We start from the raw sequence: 19,039 nt of genomic DNA on the forward strand, positions 1-19,039 counted from the left end.
GGATGATGACGGGCCTCGCACATATCATCCGCAGGGCAGGGCGCTTCACCCGCGACACGCGCGGCGCCGCCCTCGTGGAGTTCGCCATTTCCCTGCCGTTGATGCTGCTGATCTTCGCGGTCACCATCGAAGGCGGGCGGCTCTTCTGGGCGTATCAGACAACTGCCTCCGGCGTGCGCGACGCCGCGCGCTACCTTGCCCGCATCGCCCCGGAAGATGCCTGCGCCACGCCCGGCGATTTCTCCGGCTACACCGCGCGAATGGAGCAGATCGTGCGTGAAACCTCCTCCGGCAACAGCCTCTTTCCCAGCTCGATCACCGTCACAGCCGTGGCCCCCGAGCTGCTGTGCCAGACGGTCAGCTACAGCGCCAGCCCGATCGCGGTGGCCCAGGTCACCGCCACGCTTGAAGTCACCTTTCCCTTCGGCGGAATCTTCGGGCTGATGGACGGGCTGCAGGATCTCGACACCATCACCACCACCCTGCGTGACCAGAGCCGGGTGTTCGGCTCGTGAGCGCGCGGCTGCATACACGTCTGCGCCGCTTTGCGCGGGACGAGAGCGGGGCCCACCTCGTGGAGTTCGGCCTGGCCATCACCCTGATGCTGCTGATCCTGCTCGCGGTGATCGACTTCGGGCGCATGGCCTTCCACTACGTCACCGCCGAGAAGATGGTGCAGCACGCCGCCCGCATCGCCGCCGTGCGCGGCCCCGTCTGCCCCGGTGTGCCACAGACCCACACACGCGGCACCGCAACCACCGCGCTGCGATACGGCTCGTCCTGCAGCGCGGCGTCCGGCGTCTGCGCCGATCCGGGCACCTTCACCTGCTCGGCCCAGCCGGGCGAAGCCACCTCTGAGGAGGTGTGGGAGTTCCTGCAAGTCTCCCTGCCCAATGACGCGACGATGGAAAACATCGTCTTCCGCTACGAGTTCGACCCCGATCTGGGCTTTCTCGGCGGCCCCTATGTGCCTCTTGTGACCGTCGAGTTGACCGGGCTCGACTTCCAGTTTGTTTCGCCTCTGGGTGAACTCGCCGCGCTGGCCATCGGCCAGACCACGGCCCAGACCGAAGACCTCGGCGGCACCATCCAATTCCCGGCTCTCAGCGCAACCCTGCCCGGCGAAGACCTCGCCCTGGGTACAAGCGGTTAACGCGCGGAAAGGTAGCACCCCATGGAACGCGACACACGTTCGATCATGCTCATCTCCGAGGACGAGGCGATCCGCAAATCGGTGCGCGACGCGCTGGCGGACATCAAGGATGTCGATCTTCAGGTCAGGGACGGCACGCTCTCCTCCGTCAACGGGGCCGCCGTGCGGATGGTGGAAGAGCACGATCTCGTGGTCTTCAAACTCAACGCCGACACCGATCGCGCCGCCGTGCAGGAATTGCGGCAGAAGGCCGGGAAGCGTGGCACACTGCTGGCCCTGAGCGATGGCAGCATCTCGCTGGCGGAGGCGATGGAGCTGAAGGAAAACGGCATCGACGAGATCCTGCCCTTTCCGGTTTCCGACCAGATGCTGAACCGCCAGCTTCTCGCGCTTTCGGGCCACCGCACCCAGCTTCCGGCGCTGCTCTCGGATGTGGGCGCACCGCGCCTCGGGCGGGTCATTCCCGTCTGCCCGGTGCGCGGCGGCATTGGGGCAAGTACGCTGGCCATCAACCTCGCCGATGCATTGCAGGGCCGCAAAAGCCGCCGCAAGCCGCCGCCCTACCGCGTGGCGCTGGTGGACCTCGATCTGCAATTCGGCTCCGTCGCCTCGGCGCTCGATCTCGAGCCCTCGGACATGCTTTACCGCATGGCGAGCGAAGGCACCGTGCCCGATGCCACCTTCCTCGCCCAGTCGATGCAGCAGCATGCTTCGGGCCTCGACGTGATCACCGCGCCAGACCGCTTCGCCCCGCTGGAGGCGCTCGAACGGCCCCAGATCGACGCGCTGGTGAGCAACCTGCAACGCGGCTACGATTACGTTGTGGTCGACCTGCCGCGCACCCTCGTCGACTGGGTCGGCCCGGTGGTGTCGCGCGCGCACCGGTTGATGATGGTGACAGACACCACCGTGCCGAGCATTCGCCAGGCCCACCGGCTCATCCAGTTCTACACCGAGGAGCGGCTCGATCTTCTGGTCGAGATGGTGGTGAACCACGAGAAGAAGCCGCTCATCACGCCCCGCCACCATGCCGAGGCCCAGAAGGTGCTGGAGCGCCCGCTGCGGCACTGGCTGCCCGACGATCCGCGGCCTGCCCGGCTGGCACTCGACAGGGGCGAGCTTCTGTCGGAGGCCGCGCGCGGTAGCGCGCTCTCAAAGGCCGTGCGCAGGCTGGCCGCCACCATGCTCAACGAAACCGCGGCCGAGGCCGCCTCCGCTCGCGCGGCTCAGGGAAAGGGATGACCCCATGTTCAGCGGCTTCAACAAGAATGTCGAAGGCTCCGACCGCGTGGTCATGCTCAAGCCCAAGGACCAGCCCGCGCCCGAAGCGGTCGAGCCGGTTCTGCCGCCCGAGCAGGACGACCCGGAACTGACGGCCTGGCTCGAACTCAAGACCCGGCTCCACGCCGCTCTGCTGGAGCGCCTGAACCTCGCGGTGATCGACAAGGTCGAGCCCGAGGATCTGCGCCGTGAGGTGGCACAGGCGGTGGGCGACTGGCTCAAGGAGGCGAACGAGCCGCTCAACAGCGGCGATTTCAACCGCCTGATCGACGAGATCCTGCATGAGCTTCTGGGCCTCGGCCCGCTTGAGCCGCTGCTCGCAGATCCGTCGATCAACGACATCCTCGTCAACGGCCATCGCAACGTTTTTGTCGAGCGCCACGGCGTGCTGGAGCGTGCCCCGGCCCGGTTCCGTGACGAGAAGCACCTGCTGCGTATCATCGACAAGATCGTCAGCCGCGTCGGGCGCCGCATTGATGAAAGCCAGCCCTGGGTCGATGCCCGCCTCGATGACGGCAGCCGCGTCAACGCTATCATCCGGCCCTGCGCCATCGACGGGCCGTCTGTGTCGATCCGCAAGTTCTCCGAAACGCCGCTGCGGATGGATCGCCTCGTGGAAACCGGATCGCTCTCGCCGGAGGCCGCCAAGCTTCTGCGGGCGCTGGTGGAGGCGCGGATGAACGTGCTGATCTCGGGCGGCACCGGCTCGGGCAAGACGACCATGCTCAACGCCATGTCCTCCTTCATCAGCCCGCGCGAGCGGATCGTGACGATCGAGGACGCCGCTGAACTCCAATTGCAGCAGGCCCATGTGGTCCGGCTCGAAACCCGCCCGCCTTCGCCGCATGGCACCGGCGCGGTCAACCAGCGCGAACTGGTGCGCAATGCTCTGCGCATGCGGCCCGACAGGATCATCGTCGGCGAGGTTCGCGGCGCGGAAACCTTCGACATGCTCCAGGCCATGAACACAGGCCACGACGGCTCGATGACCACCGTGCACGCCAACTCGGCCCGCGATGCCATCGGGCGGCTGGAACAGATGGTCACCATGATGGGCGTCGAAATGCCCATCACCACGATCCGCGCGCAGATCGCTTCGGGGGTGCACTTCGTGGTGCAGCTCACCCGCCTGTCCGACGGCAAGCGCCGGGTGATGAGCATCTCGGAAATCACCGGCATGGAGGGCGACGTGCTGGCGATGCAGGATATCTTCGTGTTCCGCAAGGAGGGGCGCGGTGAGAACGGCGAGGTGCTGGGCCGCTTCGTGCCCACCGGCATCCGCCCGCGCTGCATGGATCAGTTTCTTGCCGCCGGGGTCGATCTGGATGTCGACTTCCTGCGCCCGGAACGGAGCTGACCAATGGCCGACCTTTTCACCGCCGAAACCCGCGATTACCTGATCCTCGCCGGCGTCTTCCTCGGCATCCTCATGCTCTTCACCGGGCTGATGCAACTTGTGCGCACCGGCGAAAACCAAAGCGAGGCGCGCAGCCGCCGGATGAAGATGATTGACAAGGGCGCCAGCGTCGAAGACATCCTCGCGGTGCTGCTGCCGCAGCGAAAGTCCGCCCTGATCGACCATATCCCGCTGCTGGCCGACCTGCCGCGCACCCTGCAACAGGCCGGTATGACGATTGCACCCGGCGCCTTTCTGGCCGCCTGCTGTGGCGCCACCCTCGCGCTGTTCGTCGCCAGCAGCCCATTCGTCCACGTCGCTCTCGCCGCAATCGGCGCGCTTGCCGCCGGGCTCCTCGCGCCCCTCGTGGTGGTCTCTGCACGGCGCAGCGAGCGCCACAAGCTGCTCGAAAAGCAGCTTCCGGATGCGCTCAACCTCATGGCGCGGGGCTTGCGCGTGGGCCATCCGCTCAACACCTCCATCGGCGCCGTTGCGCAGGAAATGCCCGATCCCATCGGCACCGAGTTCGGCCTGATCTTCGACCAGGTGAGCTTCGGCGATGATCTGACCGACGCGGTGCAGGAGTTTGCCGACCGTGTCGGGCTGGAAGATGTGCAATATCTCTCCGCCAGCATCGGCATCCAATACGGCTCCGGCGGCGACCTTGCTCGCGTCATCGGCATTCTCAGTCAGGTCATCCGCGACCGGCTGAACATGCGCAAGAAGATCCGCGCGATCTCGTCCGAGGGCCGCCTCACGGCCTGGTTTCTCTCGGCGCTGCCCGTGCTGATCTTCACGTTCTCCAACATCACCAACCCGACATATTTCGGCAGTGTGAAGGACGATCCGCTCTTCTTCCCGATGCTCGCCACCATCGGCACGCTGACCCTGCTGAACTTCCTGATGCTCCGCCGCATCGTCAATTTCCGCGTCTGACCGGAGGCCGCCATGTCTGCCTACTTCACGGATCTTCTCACCCGCTTCGGCCTTTCGCTCGACATGGTCCTGCTTGTGGCCTTCGGGCTGGGGGCAGGGCTGCTCTTCGTCTCGCTCGTCGTGTTGCTGGGCCAGAAGAACGCCGCCGCCGTCCGCATCGCTCAAACCCGCACCGCCAAGGCCGACGCGCGCTTCGAGCGCGGGTTGCTGCGCGACACGGTGCGCACGCCCAAGGGCATCCTGCGTATTGCCCTGCCCACCAACGAGGACGAGCGCCGCAAGATGGAGCTCAAGTTCCGCCAGGCGGGCTACGTGACGCCCACGGCGATGCGGGTCTACACCTCGGTGAGGATGCTGCTGGGGTTCGGGCTGCCCGCGGCCTTCATCCTGGCGCTCGTCGCCGCCAAGCTGCCCGGCCTTCCCGTGCCCGAGGCCCTTGCCTCCCGCCTCAATGGTCTTGGGCGCCTCGGCATAATGCAGATCATCGCGGTGATGGTGGCGGTGGGCTATTACCTGCCCGCGCTCTGGCTCAACAGCCGGGTGACGGAGCGCCGCCTGCGGATTACCGAGAGCTTCCCGAATGCGCTCGACCTGATGCAGGTAGCCACCGAGGCTGGCCTCGGCTTCGATGCCGCCATGACCCGGGTGGGCAACGAGCTGGCTGGCGTCTCGCCAGAGATCGCCTTCGAATTTCTCAGCGCCCAGCACCAGATCTCGGCGGGCCGCTCGCGCGATGCGGCGTTGATGACGATGGCGGAGAACACGGGCGTCGATATGGTGCGTTCCTTCGCCACCGTCGTCTCCCAATCCATCCAGTTCGGCACGCCGATGGCCGAAGCGCTCACCACCTATGCCGCCGAGATGCGGCTCGAGCGGGAGCTGAAGGCGCAGGAGATGGCAAACAAGCTGCCGGTCAAGATGTCAGGGGTTCTGGCCTCGCTGATGCTGCCGGCCGTCGTGCTTGTCACCATCGGCCCCGTGGTGATTCGCTACATTCGGGTGTTTGGAGATTGAATTGTTCAACCCAATAACCCTTGCCTTTTGCAATAAGGGCACGGTTTTCGCGTTTTGGTAGAGATATTGCGAATCCTGAATGAGATTACTCTACCATTGCGGGCATTCATTTACGTGCTGCCTACATTATTTGACAGGACTTATCCACAGGACCTACCCTAATTAAGCACTTGTTTATTCTGAAAGTTTGTCCGGCTCACAGGGGAGCCTCGGGCGCACCGCGACATGCTGGAGATCGCGGGCCCGAGGTTGTGAGCGGAAAACCAGACACATCTGTGCTGTTTGGGGGAACGGTGGGAATGCAAAAGGGACTGGAACGCGCCCCGGTGGCGTCGCGAGGGAGCGACACCACCACGGGAGCCAATGCAATTGCGGCGGTTGCGGCATGGTGCAAGGCCATGCAGAACGGATCGCCGATCATTCAAGGGCTGCGCCATGTGGCCGATGCCTTCGCCGCTGATCTGGCCGTGATCGCGCGCGTGGGTCACGGCAACGACGAGAGTTTCCGGGAAAGGGCGCAGGTGGTGTCCTTCGACCGGCGGGCCAATTTCAGCGCCGGGGTCGAGGGCTTTCGCTTCTCTGCTGCCGAGGCCGTCTGCGGCAAATATCTCGCCACCTGCAAGCCCGGCTCCGTATGGAATGCCCGAACCTCCGAAATCGCAGCAAGCCCGCAGCTTGCCATAGGCCTTCGGCATCGCCAGCTGCTTGAGTTGGTGGTGATCCCGCTGGAGCACCACGCCAACCGCAGCGACTTCCTCGAACTCTACTTTCCGCGTTACGAAACGGCCCGGAAGATAGACAGCTTCGATCTGATCGGCGGCACGTTGTCAGAGGCCTGGAAATCACGCCAGCTTGGGCTGCTTTCGAACAGCACCCTGCGTGGACGCCGGGCGAGCGGGCGCGAGAAGGGCGGGGCCGACATTCTCGGTGTCGAAAACCCGTTTCGCCTCAGCCGCGCCGAGTATCGCGTGTGCCTTCTCCTGAGCGCCGGGCTCAACAATGCTGCCCTGCTCGACGAGCTGCTGATCGGCGCGGCCACCCTGCGCACTCATCTGCGCAACATCTACTCCAAGACAAACACGGCCTGTCAGGCCGAATTGGTGCAGCGCTTGCTGTCGGGCCGTGGCCGCCAGGGTGCACAGCCCGGGGCCGGGTTGCGGAACAATGTCGCCTGACCTGCTGCCCCTGGTGATGGCTGCGCCGCTTCTGGCGTGGATGGCCGTTTCGGATTTCGTGTGGATGCGCATCCCGAACATGCTGGTCCTCGCCATGCTCGGCCTTTTCGCCGTGGCGGCGCCGCTGTGTCTTGGCTTCGACGCCATAGTCGGGCGGCTGGCCGTTGGGGCGATCGTGCTTGCCGCAGGCTTCGTTGCGTTTCTCTTCGGTGTGCTGGCCGGGGGTGATGTGAAAGCGCTGGCCGCGCTCCAGCTCTTCATTCCGCTCGGGCGCGAACCAATCGCGCTCTACGGGCTCACCTTTTCGGCAGCGATGCTGGCGGGCCTCATCCTGATGCTGGTGCTGCGCAGGGTCGCAGGCGGGCCACAAGCGGCCTTCCTGAGCCTCTCGGTGGCGCAAGGCTATCCCATGGGGATCTCCATCGCCCTCGCTGGCATAGCTTACCCCTTCGTCGCCGGTCTCTGACGCGGCTTGGCCTTGCGTCATCGGCCTGAGCGGGGCAGGGCGCTCTCCTGGCCTGCGAGGAGGCGCAAAATCTCCCTTTTGAAAGACACTCAGCCCTGCCTCATGGTCGTCTGGCCCTGCGGGGGCAGGGCAGGGTGCCACGTGCCAGCCTTGGGCAAAGTCGCCTTCACCTGACGGAGCAAACCTCAAAGAGGCAAAGCCAAAGCATTTGACAGGGGAGGTTCACCCGATAATAGTATTGTCGACAATATGACAAGCAAACCTCGGGGAGACAGAAAATGACATCCATCAGACAGACGTGGTGCAAGCTGCTTGTTCCGGTCATCGCCGTAATCGCCATGGCGGCGGCGGCCTTGTTGCCGGCAGGGAGCGCCACGGCACAGGAAAGCACCTGGGACACCATCCAGTCGCGCGGCACCCTGCGCGTCGGCGTGACGCAGGCCCCGCCGTGGTATTACAAGGACCCGACAGGCGACGAGTGGACGGGCCTTGGTGCCAGCATGGGCAAGGCAATGGCCGAAGAGCTCGGGGTTGAATTCGAGCCCGTCGAAGTGACCTGGGGCACAGCCGTTCCCGCCCTTCAGTCGGACAAGATCGACCTGATGTTCGTGCTCGACGCAACACCGGCGCGCGCCATGGCCGTCGATTTCCCCTCGCACCCGATGCTCTATTATGCCCTCGCGGTGCTGGCGGACGAGGAGCTGGAGGTATCGAGCTGGAGCGATCTCAACTCGCCCGATGTGAAAATCGCCGTCACGCAGGGCACCTCGATGGATGCCTACGTCAGCGCGCAACTCACCGAGGCCGAAATCCTGCGGTTCCCGACCAACGGGGAATCCGTGGCGGCCTTCCAGTCGCGCCGGGTGAATGCCGTGTCGCTCTTCCACCCGCCGCTGATCGCCATGCGCAAGCAGATCGGGCGCGGCCAGATCGTTCTGCCCGAGCCCATTCGCCAGTCGACCTCCTCGGTCGGCCTGCGCCGCGAGGAAGACAAGACCTTCCGCGACTGGGTCAACACCGCGATCTCCTACTACTACGAGACCGGCCAGACACAGGCCTGGTACGAGGAATTTCTCACCGACTTCGGCGTTGATCCTTCCTCCGTTCCGGCCATCCGCCGCGAGGACTGGTGAGCCAGGGGGCCCGGTGACATGGGGTACGACTGGGATTTCGCCGTCGTCCTGAGGGACTTCGACCTGCTCCTGCTGGGGCTGCTCAATACCCTCAAGGTCACCGGGCTCGCGCTGCTCTTCGGCGTGCCGCTCGGGCTCGTCCTTGCGCTGTGCCGGCTTTACGGCAACGCGCTGATCCGCTGGCCCGTCGGGCTGGTGATCGAGTTTCTCCGCACCACCCCGCCGATCGCCCAGCTCTTCTGGTTCTTTTTCGCCCTGCCGATCCTGGCAGGCGTCGAGATCAACCCTTTCGAGGCGGCGGTGCTGACCTTCTCGCTCCAAAGCTCGGCCTTCTTCGCAGAGGTGTTCCGGGGCGGGATTCAGTCCATCGAGAGGGGCCAGTGGGAGGCCGCGAAGGCCATCGGGATGACGCGAAACCGGGCCCTGCGGCGGGTGATCCTGCCCCAGGCCGTCAAGCGGATGATCCCGGCCTTCCTTGAGCGGGCCATCGAACTCATGAAGACCACCACGCTGGTCGGCACGATCTCTTATGCCGACCTGCTGTTCCGCGCCAACCAGATCGCCCAGTCCACCTACCGTGCGCTGGAGGTCTTCACCATCGCCGCTGCAATCTACTTCGTCGTTATCTTCGCCTGTTCCCTCGGTGTGCGCCTTCTCGAAACGCGGATGGCACGCTCGGGCGAGAGCACGGCCCGCTGAGGAGGCGCACTTGGACTACGCCTGGGATTTCTCCGCAATCGTGCAATACCGGGGCCTGCTGCTGGTCGGGCTGCTCAACACCTTCAAGCTGGCCGCCGTCTGCCTGGTGCTGGGCCTGGCCTTTGGCCTGCCGGTGGGGCTGATGCGCTATGCGCGCTCGCCCTGGCTGAACTGGCCGGCGACCGCCTTCGTGGAGGTGTTTCGCAACACGCCGGTCCTGGTCCAGATCATGTGGTTCTTCTTCGCCTTCCCGATCATCTCCCCCTTCGACATCAACGCCTTCACCGCCGCCGCCCTGGGCCTGACGCTCAACACGGTGGCGTTTTCGTCCGAGATCTACCGCGCTGGTATCCAATCCATCGCGAAGGGCCAATGGGAGGCGGGCAAGGCGCTGGGCATGACCGGGAAGCAGCAGCTGACGCGGGTGATCCTGCCGCAGGCCCTGCGGCGGATGATCCCGGCCTTCATGAACCGCGCCATCGAACTGGTAAAGATGACTTCACTGGCCTCGGTGATTGCCTATGGCGAGTTGATGCACCAGGCCAAGACGATCTCGACCATCGCCTTCAACCCGATCGAGATGTACACGGTCGTCGCACTGATCTTCTTTGCGCTGATCGCGCCCCCGGCGCTGGCGGTCCAACGCTACGAGAAATCCCTCGAAAGGAGAGGCTGAGATGACCGAGATGCTGCGGCTCGAAGGGCTGGTCAAGCGCTTCGACGACCTCGAAGTGCTCAAGGGAATCGACCTGACCGTGCAGAAGGGCGAGACCATCGTGCTGCTCGGGGCCTCCGGGTCCGGCAAGTCCACGCTCCTGCGCTGCGTGAACTTCATGGAGGTGCCCAGTGGCGGGCGCGTCCACCTGATGGGCGAGCCTGTGGGGCGCGACGGGCGCGGTGCCGCGATTTCCTACTCCGAACGGGATCTGGTTCCGATCCGGGCGCGCGTCGGTATGGTCTTCCAGCACTTTAACCTGTTTCCGCACATGACGGTTTTGCAGAACGTCATGGAGGGGCCGCGCACGGTCTTGGGCCTGCCACGGTCGGAGTGCGAGGCACGCGCGCGGAAGTATCTCGACAAGGTCGGCCTCGGCTGGAAGGCCGACGCTTGGCCCTCGCACCTGTCAGGCGGCCAGCAGCAGCGTGTCGCCATTGCCCGCGCCCTTGCGATGGAGCCCGAGATCATGCTGTTCGACGAGGCAACCTCGGCCCTCGATCCGGAGCTGGTCGGTGAGGTGCTCGACACGATCAAGGAACTGGCGGACGAGGGCATGACGCTGCTGATCGTCACGCATGAATTGGGCTTTGCCTACACCGTGGCCGACCGTGTCCTCTTCCTTTCGGCAGGTCGAATTCTTGAAGAGGGGCGCCCGGAAGAGGTGCTCCTGGCGCCACGGGAAGAGCAGACGCAATCATTTCTTCGGGGACACGGCAGGTTCCGCCTGCCGGAGACCCCGGCACAGGAGCAGGCATGAGCGACGACCAGCATCGAGACACCACCCACAGCGCCGAGGAAGACCGGCGGAACCAGGACATCCTGATCTACGTCGACGGCGAGTTGAAGCGGCGCGAAGACGCGAAGGTGTCGGTCTATGACAGTGGCTTCATGCTGGGCGACGGGATGTGGGAGGGCATGCGGCTCTACAATGGCAAATGGGCCTTCTTCGACGAGCACATGGATCGCTTCTTCGAGAGCTGCAAGGCGGTGAGCCTTGAGGTGGGAATGGACCGTGCAGGCGTGTTGGAGGCCCTGAACCGCACCGCCGAGGCCAATGGCATGACCCATGATGTCCACTGCCGCCTCATGCTCACGAGGGGCGTCAAGGTGCGCCCCTTCCAGCATCCCTCGCTGTCGCGGTCCGGGCCAACCATGGTCATCATCATGGAGCATTCCCGGCCCGTGAGCGGCCTTCAGACCAAGGGCATACGGCTGGCCACGGTGCCCCAGGTGCGCGGTCTGCCCATGAGCCAGGACGCCAAGTACAACAGCCATTCCAAGCTGAACTGCGTGATCGCCTGCCTGCAGGCCGAACAGGCCGCGGCGGACGAAGGCCTGATGCTCGATCCGCATGGTTTCGTGAACACCACCAACGCCTGCAACTTCTTCATCGTGCGCAAGGGCGAAGTCTGGACCTCGACCGGCGACTACTGCATGAATGGCGTCACCCGCCAGAAGGTCATCGACATCTGCCTGGCCGAGGGTATTCCGGTCTTCGAGCGCAATTACTCTCTCATGCAGGCTTACGGGGCTGACGAGGCGTTTCTCACCGGCACCTTCGGTGCCCAAACGCCGGTTGCCGAGATCGACGGAAAGGCGATTGGCTCCAACGGCGGGCGAGGCCCTGTGTTCGACCGCATCCGGGCTTGCTACGCCCGACTCGTCGAGGAGAACACAGGTTGAAGCTGGAACGCCTGACCGACAGTACCCGGCGCGAGCATATCGTGCGCAGTTTGCGAGAGTTGATCGTCTCGGGCGCCGTGCCGGCGGGGAGCCGTCTCACCGAGACGCAGCTTTCGGCCGAACTCGGGGTCAGCCGCGCCCCGCTTCGCGAGGCGATCCGCGAGTTGGTTTCTTCCGGGCTGTTGGTGAGCCAGCCCTACAAGGGTCTGTTCGTGCGCGGTGTCTCGCGCCGTGACCTTGAAGAGCTCTATTCCCTCCGGACGACGCTGGAACAGATGGCTTTTCGCGAATGCTGGAGCCGTCGGGACGACGAAGCCCTGTCCGATCTGGATGCCCGGCACGAAAAGCTCGTGGAGACCACGGAGCGCGGTGAGGATCCGGTCGGGGCCATCGAGCTGGAAATGAAGCTGCACAGCTGGTGCTATGAGCTGTCCGGCCACCGCCTGCTGACAGATGCCTGGGAGCGCATCATGCCGAGCCTGCAGTTCTACTTCACCTTGCACCAGAGGGCCCACTCCCGCCCCGGCCCGCGCCTGGATGCGCATGAGACCTATGTGGCCTTGGCCAAGGGAAGCGACCTGGCCGCAATGCTGGCGCACCTCGAGGAACACATGCAACAGGGCCTGGCGCGCACGATGCAACTCCTTCGGTCCGATGCGGAGCCCACCGAAACCTAGCCCATCACCGGCCCCAAGGCTGCCATCGCCCGCGAGGCCGCCTGTCGCTCCAAGACTGTGCGAGGTGGCCCGCCGAAGGTCGCGGGCCCGGGGGCAAAGCTGGCGGCAAGCCCCCCAGCCAGATTGACAATTTCGGTCCCGGGCTGAACAAGCAAGGAATGCAGCACGAACGCCTGGACGACAGGGATATCGCAATTCTCGCCACCCTCAGCCGCGAGGGCCGGATCGCCAAGACGGAACTGGCGGCACGGGTCAACCTGTCTCCCACACCCTGCTGGGAGCGGATGAAGCGGCTGGAGAAGGCCGGGCTGATCCGGGGCTATCGCGCCGAGGTCGATCTCGACAAGCTGGGCCCGCATGTGCAGGTCTTCGTCACCGTGGAGCTGGAAAGCCACCGCGCCGAAAGCTTCCAGCTCTTTGAGCGCACCGTGGCACGGATGGATGCCGTCACCGGCTGCTGGGCCATTGGCGGCGGCTATGACTACCTGATGCAAGTCTTCGCGGAAGACATCGCGGCATTTCAGTCGCTAATGGACGGGCTCCTGGAGAGCCGCGCGGGGCTGCGGCGCTATTACAGCTACATCGTCACCAAGCCGGTCAAGACGGACCCGCCCGCACTGGGGCTGCTGCGCGGCTAGAGAGTTTCTCTGCCCCACCCGCGCAGAAAAGAGACAGTCTCTGCCCACCCAGGCCACTACAGGCAAACCCTCTGCCGGTCCCGTGCGATCACCCTCCCAGAACAGGAGGTTCCCCCATGAACGACATGTCGATCTGGCCGGATCCCGGCCTCACCGATACCGCACTGCTCTGCACCCAGGGCGATTTTGCCGGCGCGGGTCGCCTTGCGGTGCGCAACCCCGCCGATGGCGCTATGATTGCACAGGTGGCGATGAGCGACGCGCATGGTGCCCGCGCCGCCGCCGATGCCGCGGATGCCGCCTTTCCCGGCTGGTCCACCATGCTGCCCCAGAAGCGCGCCGCCCTGCTGCATCGCTGGCACGCCCTGATCGTGGAGGCGAAGGAAGACCTCGCCCGCATCATGGTGGCCGAGCAGGGCAAGCCCATCAGCGAGGCGCGCGGCGAGATCGACTATGCCGCCAGCTTCGTGCAGTTCTATGCCGAGGAGGCGCTGCGCCCCAATATCGAGGGCGTCACCAGCCATCTCGAAGACGCCGAGATGGAGCTGTGGCGCGAGCCGGTGGGCGTGGCCGCACTCATCACCCCGTGGAACTTTCCCACCGCGATGATCACCCGCAAGGCCGCTGCCGCGTTGGCCGCAGGGTGCAGCGTGGTGATCCATCCCTCCGCCGAAACACCGCTCTCTGCCCTGGCGCTGGCCGAGCTGTCGCGCCGCGCGGGCTTTCCCGAAGGCGTGATGAACACCGTCGTCGGCGATGCGGCCACCATCGTCGGCGAATGGACGGCGGACGCCCGCGTGCGCGCGCTCTCCTTCACCGGCTCCACCGAGGTCGGGCGACTGCTGTATCGCCAGTCCGCCGACACGGTCAAACGGCTGGTGCTGGAACTGGGCGGCCATGCGCCATTTATCGTGTTCGAAGGCGCCGACATGGACCGGGCGGTGCAGGAGGCTGTGAAGGCCAAGTTCGCCACCTCCGGCCAGGACTGCCTCGGCGCCAACCGCTTCTATATCCAGCGCCCCGTCTACGAGGCGTTCTGCACCCGCTTTGCCGCCGCCGTGGAGGCGCTGACACTCGGGCGCGGCGAGACCGACCCCGACATCGGCCCGCTGATCCACGAACGCGCCATCGAGAAGCAGGAGCAACAGGTGGCAGACGCCGTAGCCAAGGGCGCGACGCTGCTGACCGGCGGCACAGTCGACGAGGCCCTCGGCCCGCTCTTCTTCCGCCCCACCGTGCTGCGCGACGTGCCCGACGAGGCTGCGATCATGTCGGAGGAAAACTTCGGCCCCATCGCGCCGATCACCCCCTTCGACACAGAGGAAGAGGTGGTTGCCCGTGCCAATGCGACCGAATACGGCCTTGTCGCCTATCTGCACAGCCACGACCCGCGCCGGATCTACCGGATGACCCGTGCCCTGCAATTCGGGATGGTCGCGGTGAACCGCACCAAGGTCACCGGCGCGCCGATCCCCTTTGGCGGGGTCAAGCAATCGGGCATGGGCCGCGAAGGCGCGCGCCAGGGGCTCGAGGCTTTCACCGATATCAAATACGTCTGCCGCGACTGGGGCTGACCCCCGGCGGCGAAAGGAGAAGACAGATGCTGAAGAACGACATGCTGGAACAGTGGGACAGGGACAACTTCTTTCACCCCTCCACCCACCTTGCCCAATTCGCCCGCGGCGAAGCCCCGCATCGGGTGATCAAGGGAGGCACCGGCTGCCATATCGAAGACCGCGAGGGCAACCGCCTGCTCGATGCCTTCGCCGGGCTTTATTGCGTGAACGTGGGCTATGGCCGCACCGATATTGCCGATGCCATCGCCGATCAGGCGCGCGAACTGGCCTATTACCACTCCTACGTCGGCCACGGCACAGAGGCCTCCATCACGCTGGCCAAGATGGTGCTGGATCGCGCGCCCGATCACATGAGCAAGGTCTACTTCGGCCTCTCCGGCTCCGATGCGAACGAGACCAACATCAAGCTGGTCTGGTATTACAACAACATCCTCGGTCGCCCCGAGAAGAAGAAGATCATCTCGCGCTGGCGCGGCTACCACGGCTCGGGCCTGATGACCGGCTCGCTCACCGGGCTGGAGCTGTTCCACAAGAAGTTCGACCTGCCGCTTACGCAGGTCATCCACACCGAGGCGCCCTATTACTTCCGCCGCGACGATCTGGATATGGACGAGGCCGCCTTTACGGCGCATTGCGTGGCCGAACTGGAAGCGCTGATCGCGCGCGAGGGGGCCGATACCATCGCGGCCTTCATCGGTGAGCCGGTGCTGGGCACCGGAGGTATCGTGCCCCCGCCCGCCGGCTACTGGGCCGCCATCCAGGAGGTGTTGGAGCGCAATGACATCCTGCTCATCGCCGACGAGGTGGTGACGGGCTTTGGGCGGCTGGGCACGATGATGGGCTCGGCGCATTATGATCTGCGCCCCGATCTCATCACCATCGCCAAGGGCCTCACTTCCGCCTATGCGCCGCTTTCCGGCTCCATCGTGTCTGACAGGATGTGGAAGGTACTGGAGCAGGGCACCGACGAGAACGGCCCCATCGGCCATGGCTGGACCTATTCCGCCCATCCCATCGGCGCCGCGGCAGGCGTGGCCAACCTCAAGCTGATCGACGAGCTGAACCTCGTGCAGGCCGCAGGCGACACCGGCGCCTATTTCCAGTCGGCGCTCCGCAATGCGCTGGGCGATCACGCCAATGTTGGCGAGGTGCGTGGCGAGGGGCTGATGGCGGCGGTCGAGTTCGTGGCCGACCGTGACGGGCGGCGCTTCTTCGATGCCTCCGAGAAGGTCGGCCCCCGTGTGGCCGCCGCGCTGCTGGAAGAGGGCGTTATCGGCCGGGCCATGCCGCAGGGCGATATCCTCGGCTTTGCGCCGCCCTTCTGCCTCACCCGCGAAGAAGCCGACGAGGTGGCAGGCAAGGCGGCGAAGGCTGTGGCCGCCGTGCTGGGCTGAGGTGTGGGCGCGCCCGCCGGGTAGAAAGCCCGGCGCCCGCGCCCATCCAGCCCGAGCCCGACTCGCGGAAAGGTGGCAAGACACGCGCCTGTTTCGTCGGGTTGACACTTTGCCGCAGCCCCCGGCTGGAGGGGGCGCGGCTTTCCGGTGTGCATTTGCATGCCGCGCTCCCGGCGCACAACCTTGAGGCGTGATTGTTAACCCCAAGTAAACATGGAAAATCCTGACACATGTGAAGTAATTTACAGATTTACATATCTCGTTAATAAATTTATTTACATAAATTACTAATGAAACCGGGGTTCAGCTTCACGGTTAACAAAAATGTGTATGTTCCAGCCGCAAGCCGGTTTGCTCCGATCACCAGGGGGCGAGCGGCGAGCACGGAGGAGGACACGCATGAACACCACGGATACACTCGCCCCGATTGCGCCTGCGCAAGGCAAGGCCGCCAAGCCGCACGTCGAGGCCGCCGATTACGCCGCGCTCTATGCCGCGTCGATGGAAGACCCCGCCGCCTTCTGGGCCGAACAGGCCAAGCGGATCGACTGGATCAAGCCCTTCACCAAGGTCAAGAATACCTCCTTCGAGCCGGGCAACATCGACATCCGCTGGTTCGAGGATGGCACGCTGAACGTGGCCGCCAACTGCATCGACCGCCACCTCGAAACCCGGGGCGACCAGACGGCGATCATCTTCGAGCCGGATGATCCCAACACCGACGCGGCGCAGCACATCACCTACCGCGAGCTGCACCGCTCGGTCTGCAAGATGGCCAACGTTCTGCGCGGGCTCGGCGTGGAGAAGGGCGACCGGGTGGTGATCTACCTGCCGATGATCCCCGAGGCGGCCTATGCCATGCTGGCCTGCGCCCGCATCGGCGCGATCCACTCCATCGTCTTCGCCGGCTTCTCGCCCGACGCGCTCGGCGCGCGGATCAACGGCTGCGGCGCGAAGGTCGTCATCACCGCCGATCACGCCCCACGGGGCGGGCGCAAGACGCCGCTGAAGTCGAACACCGACACCGCACTCCTGCACTGTGACGAGGGGGTGAAGTGCCTCGTGGTCAAGCGCACGGGCGACCAGACGACGTGGACCGAGCATGACCACGACTGCACCGCGCTGATGGCCGAGGCCTCGGACGAGTGCGCGCCGGTCGAGATGGGGGCCGAAGACCCGCTTTTCATCCTCTACACCTCCGGCTCCACCGGCCAGCCCAAGGGCGTTGTGCACAGCTCCGGTGGCTACCTCACCTATGCCTCGCTCACCCATGAAGTCGTGTTCGACTATCACGAGGGCGATGTCTTCTGGTGCACCGCGGATGTCGGCTGGGTGACCGGGCACAGCTACATCATCTATGGCCCGCTCGCCAACGGTGCGACCACGGTGATGTTCGAAGGCGTGCCCACCTATCCCGATGCGGGCCGCTTCTGGGAGGTCTGCGCCAAGCATGGCGTCAACCAGTTCTACACCGCGCCCACTGCCATCCGCGCGCTGATGGGCAAGGGCGACGAGTGGGTGGAACAGCACGACCTGTCGAGCCTGCGCATCCTCGGTTCGGTCGGCGAGCCGATCAACCCCGAGGCCTGGAACTGGTACAACGAGGTCGTCGGCAAGGGGCGCTGCCCCATCGTCGACACCTTCTGGCAGACCGAGACGGGCGGCCACATGCTCACCCCGCTGCCCTATGCCACCAAGCTGAAGCCCGGCGCGGCGCAACAGCCCTTCTTCGGCGTCCAACCGGTGGTGCTCGAGCCGCAGAGCGGCGAGGTGATCGAGGGCAACGGCGTGGAAGGCGTGCTCTGCATGAAAGACAGCTGGCCAGGCCAGATGCGCACCGTGTGGGGCGACCACGAGCGCTTCGAGAAGACCTATTTCTCCGACTACAAGGGCTACTACTTCTCCGGCGACGGCTGCCGCCGCGACGAGGATGGCGACTACTGGATCACCGGGCGGGTGGATGACGTCATCAACGTGTCGGGCCACCGGATGGGCACGGCAGAGGTCGAGAGCGCGCTGGTGGCCCACGTCAAGGTCGCCGAGGCTGCCGTGGTGGGTTACCCGCACGAGCTGAAAGGGCAGGGGATCTACGCCTATGTCACCCTCATGGGCGGCGAAGAGCCTTCGCCCGAATTGCGCAAGGAGCTTGAAACCTGGGTGCGTACCGAGATCGGCCCCATCGCCAAGCCCGACCTCATCCAATGGGCCCCCGGCCTCCCGAAAACCCGCTCCGGCAAGATCATGCGCCGCATCCTGCGCAAGATCGCCGAAGACGATTTCGGCGCGCTGGGCGACACCTCCACCCTCGCAGACCCGTCGGTGGTGGATGACCTGATCGAAAACCGCATGAACCGGAAGGGCGCCTGATGACCGACGCAACCACACTCACCGCCGCCCCCGTTCTGATCCTGCTCGGCCCGCCGGGCGCGGGCAAGGGCACGCAGGCGCGCAAGCTGGAGCAGGCCCACGGTCTGGTGCAGCTCTCCACCGGGGATCTGCTGCGCGCCGCCGTGGCCGAGGGCACCGAGGCGGGCAAGCGGGCCAAGGCGGTGATGGAAGCGGGCGAACTGGTGAGCGACGAGATCGTCATCGCCATCCTGCGCGACCGTCTGGCCAGCCCCGATTGTCGCAAGGGAGTCATCCTCGATGGCTTCCCGCGCACCACCGTGCAGGCCGAGGCGCTCGACAGGCTGTTGGCCGACAGCGGCCAGCGCATCAACGCCGCCATCAGCCTCGACGTCGAAGACGCCGCGATGGTTGAACGCATCTCGGGCCGCTTCACCTGCGCGACCTGCGGCGAGGGCTACCACGACAGCTTCAAGCCCACCGCGCGCGCCGGCACCTGCGATGCCTGCGGCGGCACCGAGATGAAGCGGCGGGCCGACGACAAGGCCGAAACCGTGGCCCAGCGGCTGGAGGCCTACCACGCCCAGACAGCGCCGCTGATTGCCTACTACGACAAGGCCGGCACGCTGAGCCGCGTCGATGCGATGGGGGCGATCGACAAGATCGCCTCGAATTTGAGTGATGTCGTGTCGCGGGCCATCGCCTGAGCACGCTGAACAGGGGCCCCTCGGGGCCGGTGGGATTAGATATGAG

19 protein-coding genes are annotated in these 19,039 nt (G+C 65.3%); all 19 read left to right on the forward strand.

All coding sequences use genetic code 11. The features are described 5' to 3' along the window. Positions 1-5 precede the first annotated feature (5 nt). Positions 6-515 carry a TadE/TadG family type IV pilus assembly protein gene (locus DYI42_RS05065; RefSeq protein WP_213544838.1) on the forward strand — a complete coding sequence of 170 codons (510 nt, stop codon included), beginning with the start codon at positions 6-8 and terminating at the stop codon, positions 513-515. Next, positions 512-1,153 carry a TadE/TadG family type IV pilus assembly protein gene (locus DYI42_RS05070; protein ID WP_342344610.1) on the forward strand — a complete coding sequence of 214 codons (642 nt, stop codon included), beginning with the start codon at positions 512-514 and terminating at the stop codon, positions 1,151-1,153. The genes DYI42_RS05065 and DYI42_RS05070 overlap by 4 nt, the downstream gene beginning before the upstream one ends. 21 nt (positions 1,154-1,174) lie before the next feature. Next, positions 1,175-2,395 carry an AAA family ATPase gene (locus tag DYI42_RS05075; RefSeq protein ID WP_213544839.1) on the forward strand — a complete coding sequence of 407 codons (1,221 nt, stop codon included), beginning with the start codon at positions 1,175-1,177 and terminating at the stop codon, positions 2,393-2,395. A gap of 4 nt (positions 2,396-2,399) precedes the next feature. Next, positions 2,400-3,791, forward strand: a complete 1,392-nt coding sequence (locus DYI42_RS05080; RefSeq protein ID WP_213544840.1) for a CpaF family protein — start codon at positions 2,400-2,402, stop codon at positions 3,789-3,791. 3 nt (positions 3,792-3,794) lie between these two features. Continuing rightward, on the forward strand, positions 3,795-4,766 hold the full coding sequence (locus DYI42_RS05085; RefSeq protein ID WP_213544841.1) for a type II secretion system F family protein: 972 nt from the start codon (positions 3,795-3,797) through the stop codon (positions 4,764-4,766). 12 nt (positions 4,767-4,778) lie between these two features. Further along, positions 4,779-5,780 (forward strand): type II secretion system F family protein, encoded by a 1,002-nt coding sequence (locus DYI42_RS05090; protein ID WP_213544842.1) that lies wholly within the window; start codon positions 4,779-4,781, stop codon positions 5,778-5,780. A gap of 398 nt (positions 5,781-6,178) precedes the next feature. Next, positions 6,179-6,955: a helix-turn-helix transcriptional regulator gene (locus DYI42_RS05095; protein ID WP_213544843.1), complete on the forward strand. Its 777-nt coding sequence runs from the start codon at positions 6,179-6,181 to the stop codon at positions 6,953-6,955. Continuing rightward, positions 6,945-7,421 (forward strand): prepilin peptidase, encoded by a 477-nt coding sequence (locus DYI42_RS05100; RefSeq protein ID WP_213544844.1) that lies wholly within the window; start codon positions 6,945-6,947, stop codon positions 7,419-7,421. The genes DYI42_RS05095 and DYI42_RS05100 overlap by 11 nt, the downstream gene beginning before the upstream one ends. A 278-nt stretch (positions 7,422-7,699) precedes the next feature. Further along, on the forward strand, positions 7,700-8,554 hold the full coding sequence (locus DYI42_RS05105) for a transporter substrate-binding domain-containing protein (RefSeq protein WP_213544845.1): 855 nt from the start codon (positions 7,700-7,702) through the stop codon (positions 8,552-8,554). Positions 8,555-8,572: 18 nt separating this feature from the next. Beyond that, on the forward strand, positions 8,573-9,253 hold the full coding sequence (locus DYI42_RS05110; protein WP_213544846.1) for an amino acid ABC transporter permease: 681 nt from the start codon (positions 8,573-8,575) through the stop codon (positions 9,251-9,253). A 10-nt stretch (positions 9,254-9,263) separates the two neighbouring features. Further along, positions 9,264-9,929 (forward strand): amino acid ABC transporter permease, encoded by a 666-nt coding sequence (locus DYI42_RS05115; protein ID WP_213544847.1) that lies wholly within the window; start codon positions 9,264-9,266, stop codon positions 9,927-9,929. Between the two features lies 1 nt (position 9,930). Then, positions 9,931-10,728: an amino acid ABC transporter ATP-binding protein gene (locus tag DYI42_RS05120; RefSeq protein WP_274608792.1), complete on the forward strand. Its 798-nt coding sequence runs from the start codon at positions 9,931-9,933 to the stop codon at positions 10,726-10,728. Further along, entirely contained in the window at positions 10,725-11,654 is a 930-nt protein-coding gene (locus DYI42_RS05125) for an aminotransferase class IV (protein ID WP_213544848.1), read from the forward strand. The genes DYI42_RS05120 and DYI42_RS05125 overlap by 4 nt, the downstream gene beginning before the upstream one ends. Then, complete coding sequence (locus DYI42_RS05130; protein WP_213544849.1) at positions 11,651-12,331, forward strand: GntR family transcriptional regulator; 681 nt, start codon at positions 11,651-11,653, stop codon at positions 12,329-12,331. Before DYI42_RS05125 ends, DYI42_RS05130 begins: the two co-directional genes overlap by 4 nt. A gap of 158 nt (positions 12,332-12,489) precedes the next feature. Next, complete coding sequence (locus DYI42_RS05135) at positions 12,490-12,969, forward strand: Lrp/AsnC family transcriptional regulator (RefSeq protein WP_213544850.1); 480 nt, start codon at positions 12,490-12,492, stop codon at positions 12,967-12,969. A 116-nt stretch (positions 12,970-13,085) separates the two neighbouring features. Continuing rightward, positions 13,086-14,543, forward strand: a complete 1,458-nt coding sequence (locus tag DYI42_RS05140; protein WP_213544851.1) for an NAD-dependent succinate-semialdehyde dehydrogenase — start codon at positions 13,086-13,088, stop codon at positions 14,541-14,543. Between the two features lie 26 nt (positions 14,544-14,569). After that, positions 14,570-15,940, forward strand: coding sequence for an aspartate aminotransferase family protein (locus tag DYI42_RS05145; RefSeq protein ID WP_213544852.1), 1,371 nt, complete (start codon positions 14,570-14,572; stop codon positions 15,938-15,940). 399 nt (positions 15,941-16,339) lie between these two features. Further along, on the forward strand, positions 16,340-18,307 hold the full coding sequence (gene acs / locus DYI42_RS05150) for an acetate--CoA ligase (protein WP_213544853.1): 1,968 nt from the start codon (positions 16,340-16,342) through the stop codon (positions 18,305-18,307). Beyond that, a complete protein-coding gene (locus DYI42_RS05155; RefSeq protein WP_213544854.1) occupies positions 18,307-18,993 on the forward strand; it encodes an adenylate kinase in 687 nt (228 codons plus the stop codon). The genes acs and DYI42_RS05155 overlap by 1 nt, the downstream gene beginning before the upstream one ends. Positions 18,994-19,039 lie beyond the last annotated feature (46 nt).

It is taken from the genome of Vannielia litorea, assembly GCF_018424695.1.
Taxonomy (GTDB): domain Bacteria; phylum Pseudomonadota; class Alphaproteobacteria; order Rhodobacterales; family Rhodobacteraceae; genus Vannielia; species Vannielia litorea_A.

What these genes read in the sequence shown, in the direction of transcription:
- DYI42_RS05065 (WP_213544838.1), top strand. Translation starts at nt 6, where the DNA reads ATGACGGGCCTCGCACATATCATCCGCAGGGCAGGGCGCTTCACCCGC.
- DYI42_RS05075 (WP_213544839.1), top strand. Translation starts at nt 1,175, where the DNA reads ATGGAACGCGACACACGTTCGATCATGCTCATCTCCGAGGACGAGGCG.
- DYI42_RS05080 (WP_213544840.1), top strand. Translation starts at nt 2,400, where the DNA reads ATGTTCAGCGGCTTCAACAAGAATGTCGAAGGCTCCGACCGCGTGGTC.
- DYI42_RS05085 (WP_213544841.1), top strand. Translation starts at nt 3,795, where the DNA reads ATGGCCGACCTTTTCACCGCCGAAACCCGCGATTACCTGATCCTCGCC.
- DYI42_RS05090 (WP_213544842.1), top strand. Translation starts at nt 4,779, where the DNA reads ATGTCTGCCTACTTCACGGATCTTCTCACCCGCTTCGGCCTTTCGCTC.
- DYI42_RS05095 (WP_213544843.1), top strand. Translation starts at nt 6,179, where the DNA reads ATGCAGAACGGATCGCCGATCATTCAAGGGCTGCGCCATGTGGCCGAT.
- DYI42_RS05100 (WP_213544844.1), top strand. Translation starts at nt 6,945, where the DNA reads ATGTCGCCTGACCTGCTGCCCCTGGTGATGGCTGCGCCGCTTCTGGCG.
- DYI42_RS05105 (WP_213544845.1), top strand. Translation starts at nt 7,700, where the DNA reads ATGACATCCATCAGACAGACGTGGTGCAAGCTGCTTGTTCCGGTCATC.
- DYI42_RS05110 (WP_213544846.1), top strand. Translation starts at nt 8,573, where the DNA reads ATGGGGTACGACTGGGATTTCGCCGTCGTCCTGAGGGACTTCGACCTG.
- DYI42_RS05120 (WP_274608792.1), top strand. Translation starts at nt 9,931, where the DNA reads ATGACCGAGATGCTGCGGCTCGAAGGGCTGGTCAAGCGCTTCGACGAC.
- DYI42_RS05125 (WP_213544848.1), top strand. Translation starts at nt 10,725, where the DNA reads ATGAGCGACGACCAGCATCGAGACACCACCCACAGCGCCGAGGAAGAC.
- DYI42_RS05135 (WP_213544850.1), top strand. Translation starts at nt 12,490, where the DNA reads ATGCAGCACGAACGCCTGGACGACAGGGATATCGCAATTCTCGCCACC.
- DYI42_RS05140 (WP_213544851.1), top strand. Translation starts at nt 13,086, where the DNA reads ATGAACGACATGTCGATCTGGCCGGATCCCGGCCTCACCGATACCGCA.
- DYI42_RS05145 (WP_213544852.1), top strand. Translation starts at nt 14,570, where the DNA reads ATGCTGAAGAACGACATGCTGGAACAGTGGGACAGGGACAACTTCTTT.
- acs (WP_213544853.1), top strand. Translation starts at nt 16,340, where the DNA reads ATGAACACCACGGATACACTCGCCCCGATTGCGCCTGCGCAAGGCAAG.
- DYI42_RS05155 (WP_213544854.1), top strand. Translation starts at nt 18,307, where the DNA reads ATGACCGACGCAACCACACTCACCGCCGCCCCCGTTCTGATCCTGCTC.